Raw genomic sequence first — 3,762 nt, forward strand, 5'->3', positions numbered from 1 at the left:
CGGTATGGTCTTCCAGCAGCCGATCCTGCTCAAATGGCGCTCGATCCTGGACAATGTTTTGTTGCCGGCCGAGCTCGCCGGCAAGGATGCGGCTGGCCTCAAGCCACGCGCCGTCAAGCTGCTCGACATGGCGGGCCTCGGCGGTTTCGGCGACAAGCTGCCGCGCGAGCTGTCGGGCGGGATGCAGCAGCGCGCCTCGCTCTGCCGGGCACTGCTGCTAGATCCACCGCTCCTGCTGATGGACGAGCCGTTCGGCGCGCTCGATGCCATGACGCGCGACGACATGGCCCTGGAGCTGCTGCGCATCTGGGGCGAGCGCGACCTTGCCCGGGAAGCACGCAAGACCGTCCTCTTCGTCACCCACTCCATTGCCGAAGCGGTGTTCCTGTCCGACCGCGTGGTGGTCATGTCGCCCCGGCCCGGCCGGGTTGCAGCGGACCTCGGCATCGATCTCCCTCGCCCGCGCACGGTCGAGATGCGGGCCTCGGAAGCCTTCGGCCGCCTGAGCCTCGACATCTTCCGCACACTCACCGGCCGCACAGGAACTGCCACCTCGTCGGCGTAGGTCGGTTGGCGGGGCGAGCGGCGCCTGATAAGACGCGCTGACAGCGACAGGAGGCTCCATGGCTACCGCCGCCACACCGATGAAGAGCGCCGCGCGGGGGATCACCGCCGACGCCAAGCCGTTCGACTGGGAGGACCCATTCTTCCTCGACGACCAGCTCTGCGAGGAGGAAATCGCGATTCGCGACGCCGCGCGCGACTACTGCCAGGAAAGGCTGATGCCGCGCGTACTGGAGGCCAACCGGCATGAGAAGTTCCACCGCGAGATCATGAACGAGATGGGGGCGCTGGGCCTGCTCGGCTCGACCTTGCCGGAGAAATACGGCTGCGCCGGTGCCAACTACACGACCTACGGTCTGGTGGCGCGCGAGGTCGAGCGCGTGGATTCGGGCTACCGCTCGGCGATGAGCGTGCAGTCCTCGCTGGTGATGCATCCGATCCATGCCTATGGCACCGAGGAGCAGCGCCAGAAGTATCTGCCCAGGCTCGCCACCGGCGAATGGGTCGGCTGCTTCGGCCTGACCGAACCCGACCATGGCTCGGATCCGGGCAGCATGAAGACCCGCGCCACGACCGCACCGGGCGGCTACAGGCTCTCGGGCTCCAAGATGTGGATCACCAACTCACCGATCGCCGACGTGCTGGTCGTCTGGGCCAAGCTCGACGGTGGCGCCATCCGCGGCTTCATCCTGGAGCGCGGGTTCAAGGGGATCGAGACTCCGAAGATCGAGGGCAAGTTCAGCCTGCGCGCCTCGGTGACGGGCGCCATCATGCTGGATGACGTGCTCGTTCCGGCCGAGAACATGCTACCGAACGTCTCCGGTCTCGGCGGTCCGTTCGGCTGCCTCAACAATGCGCGCTACGGCATCGCCTGGGGGGCGATGGGCGCGGCCGAGTTCTGCTGGAAGCAGGCACGCAACTATACGGTCGACCGCAAGCAGTTCGGCCGGCCACTGGCCGCCAACCAGCTCATCCAGAAGAAGCTCGCCGACATGCAGACCGAGATCGCCCTCGGCCTGCAGGCGTGCCTGCGTGTCGGTCGCCTCAAGGACCAGGGTCATGCCCAGCCGGAGATGATCTCGCTGATCAAGCGCAACAACTGCGGCAAGGCGCTCGACGTCGCCCGCGTCGCCCGCGACATGCATGGGGGCAACGGCGTCTCCGATGAATACCATGTGATCCGCCACGCCATGAATCTCGAGGCGGTGAACACCTACGAAGGCACGCACGACGTGCACGCCCTGATCCTCGGCCGCGCCATCACCGGCATCCAGGCTTTCACCGCGGCAGGCTGATCAGGTGGATCTGCCTTCCCTCGGCGACACGGCCATCGTCGTCGCCGGGGCGCTGACGGCGGGGTTCGTCAATGGCCTGAGCGGCAGTGGTTATGCGCTCATGGCGCTGGGCTTCTGGCTCCATGTCATGTCGCCGACGACGGCCGCCCCCCTGACCGCCCTCTGCTCGGTGAGTGGACATGTCCAATCGCTTCCCCGCATCTGGCGCGGCGTGATCTGGAAGCGGCTGTGGCCCTTCCTCACCGCCGGCCTCGTCGGCGTGCCGCTGGGAACGGCCTTGCTCGGCCACATCCGCATCCAGCCACTGAAGCTCGCCGTCGGCTGCTTTCTCGTCCTCTACTGCGGCTGGATGGCCTTCGTGCGCCGCCCTCCCATCGTTCATGGCGGCGGCCGATGGGCCGATGCCGGCGTGGGCCTGGTTGGCGGCGTCCTCGGCGGCATGGCCAGCATGAGCGGGCCGGCGCCCAGCGTCTGGGCACAGCTTCGCGGCTGGAACATGCACGAGCAGCGCGGCGTCAATCAGCCTTTCAACATGGCGATCCTCGCCGCCGCACTGGTGTCGGCAGCGGCCGCGGGCTTCCTCGATCGCATCTTCCTGATCTGGGCGGTCGTCACCTTGCCGATGACCGCGCTCGGCGCCCGCCTCGGCCTGCTGGTCTATGGCCGAATCAACGAGAGGCAGTTCCGCTGGATCGTTCTTGGCCTGCTCGCCTTGTCGGGCGGCTCGCTGATCCTTTCCGGGTTAGGCTAACCAGCTCAGGCAATCGGCCTCGGCCAGAACGGCGTCGAGTCCGGGCGCGCCCTTGGCGACGGCATATTTGCGCCGGATCTCGGCCAGCGAGCGGGCGTGATACTTTTGCGGCTCCTGCGACCAGGCGGCGCCGGCCAGGGTCACCTCGAAGTTCTTTTCGGCGTTCTGCACCGCAGCGGCGTTGGCCGCCGACCACGGCAGGAAGAGCGCGCCGACTTCCTCGCTGAGAAGCGGCATCAATCCGGTCGAGAGCGTCTCCCACGACTCGAATTCGCCCTCGAGCCGAGGCGAGACCATGCGCTCGACCCACGCCATGACGTGCTTCGCGCTCGCTCGCATGTGCGCGCCCGGGGTCGGGTCGGTGGCGGCCTCGTAGAGCTGACCCCACAGTCCGAAGTCCGCCATCGCCGGACGGCCGCCCAACACATATGGCCGCGATGCCAGGTGGCGATCGAGCATCTGTACAACCCGCTTGAAGGAGGCCTCGATCAGCGGTCGCGTCACCGGGTTGGAACCGACGAAGCCCAGCCGCCCGGTCATGCGCTCGGCGACCGCGCCGCGCGCCTGCGCCACGGCCAACGGACCCTGTTCTCCCACCATCTGCCGCGCAATCCGCTCGGCCGTCGCCCAGCAATCGGCCGGGTAGCTCCAGCGGTAGTGGAACATCCACTTGTTGCCCCACTCATCGGCGTATTCCTCGACGAGTGCCGACAGGAAGGCAAGCGCCGGATCGTCGGGGACGATCGACGGTCCCGAGGCCGTGGCCTCGAAGCGCTCGATAACTGGGGTCGAATCCTGCAGCCCCTCGCCCTGCGGCGTGACCACCAGCGGGATCAACGGCAGCTTGGCGTGCTTCTGAAATTCGGCCTGGTTCGCGGCCGAACGGGGGGTCCATTCGTGCGGCACGCCCTTGTAGCGCAGGTACGAGCGCACCTTCACCGAGTAAGGCGACAGCTCCGAGCCGAACAGGCGACAGGGATCGGCTACAGCCATCGCTTGCGCCTCATCCATAAGAACAGCCCCATGACGACGATCGCCGTGAGCACCCAGAAGAACAGGTAGCCATGCCTCCAGCCCAGCTCCGGCATATTGCCTGCCTCCCGGTCGAAGTTCATGCCGTAGACACCGGCGAGGAACGACAGCGGCATGAAG

At 67.1% G+C, this 3,762-nt stretch carries 5 protein-coding genes; 3 read left to right on the forward strand and 2 right to left on the reverse strand.

Going from position 1 to position 3,762, the window contains the following annotated elements:
- From VH499_RS03235 to VH499_RS03245, 3 genes are all read left to right on the forward strand, one after another.
- Nucleotides 1-565, forward strand: a 565-nt coding sequence (locus VH499_RS03235) for an ABC transporter ATP-binding protein (protein WP_332051248.1), incomplete at its 5' end; no start/stop codon positions are given.
- Between the two features lie 79 nt (nucleotides 566-644).
- On the forward strand, nucleotides 645-1,859 hold the full coding sequence (locus tag VH499_RS03240) for an acyl-CoA dehydrogenase (protein WP_332051251.1): 1,215 nt from the start codon (nucleotides 645-647) through the stop codon (nucleotides 1,857-1,859).
- Nucleotides 1,860-1,863: 4 nt separating this feature from the next.
- Nucleotides 1,864-2,610 carry a sulfite exporter TauE/SafE family protein gene (locus VH499_RS03245; protein WP_332051249.1) on the forward strand — a complete coding sequence of 249 codons (747 nt, stop codon included), beginning with the start codon at nucleotides 1,864-1,866 and terminating at the stop codon, nucleotides 2,608-2,610.
- On the opposite strand, the gene VH499_RS03250 is transcribed toward VH499_RS03245, so the two are convergent.
- Together VH499_RS03250 and VH499_RS03255 are read right to left on the reverse strand one after the other, a co-directional pair.
- The gene (locus VH499_RS03250; protein ID WP_332051250.1) at nucleotides 2,602-3,603 is read right to left on the reverse strand and encodes a glutathione S-transferase family protein; all 1,002 of its coding nucleotides are present in this window, start codon (nucleotides 3,601-3,603) and stop codon (nucleotides 2,602-2,604) included. The genes VH499_RS03245 and VH499_RS03250 overlap by 9 nt on opposite strands.
- Nucleotides 3,594-3,758, reverse strand: a complete 165-nt coding sequence (locus tag VH499_RS03255) for a CorA family divalent cation transporter (protein WP_332051252.1) — start codon at nucleotides 3,756-3,758, stop codon at nucleotides 3,594-3,596. Before VH499_RS03255 ends, VH499_RS03250 begins: the two co-directional genes overlap by 10 nt.
- Nucleotides 3,759-3,762: the final 4 nt, after the last annotated feature.

Source organism: Reyranella sp., from assembly GCF_036558665.1.
GTDB lineage: Bacteria > Pseudomonadota > Alphaproteobacteria > Reyranellales > Reyranellaceae > Reyranella.

Bases quoted from the DNA above. Each gene is read 5' to 3' on its own strand.
- VH499_RS03240 (WP_332051251.1), top strand. From the start codon at position 645: ATGAAGAGCGCCGCGCGGGGGATCACCGCCGACGCCAAGCCGTTCGAC.
- VH499_RS03250 (WP_332051250.1), bottom strand. From the start codon at position 3,603: ATGGCTGTAGCCGATCCCTGTCGCCTGTTCGGCTCGGAGCTGTCGCCT.
- VH499_RS03255 (WP_332051252.1), bottom strand. From the start codon at position 3,758: ATGCCGCTGTCGTTCCTCGCCGGTGTCTACGGCATGAACTTCGACCGG.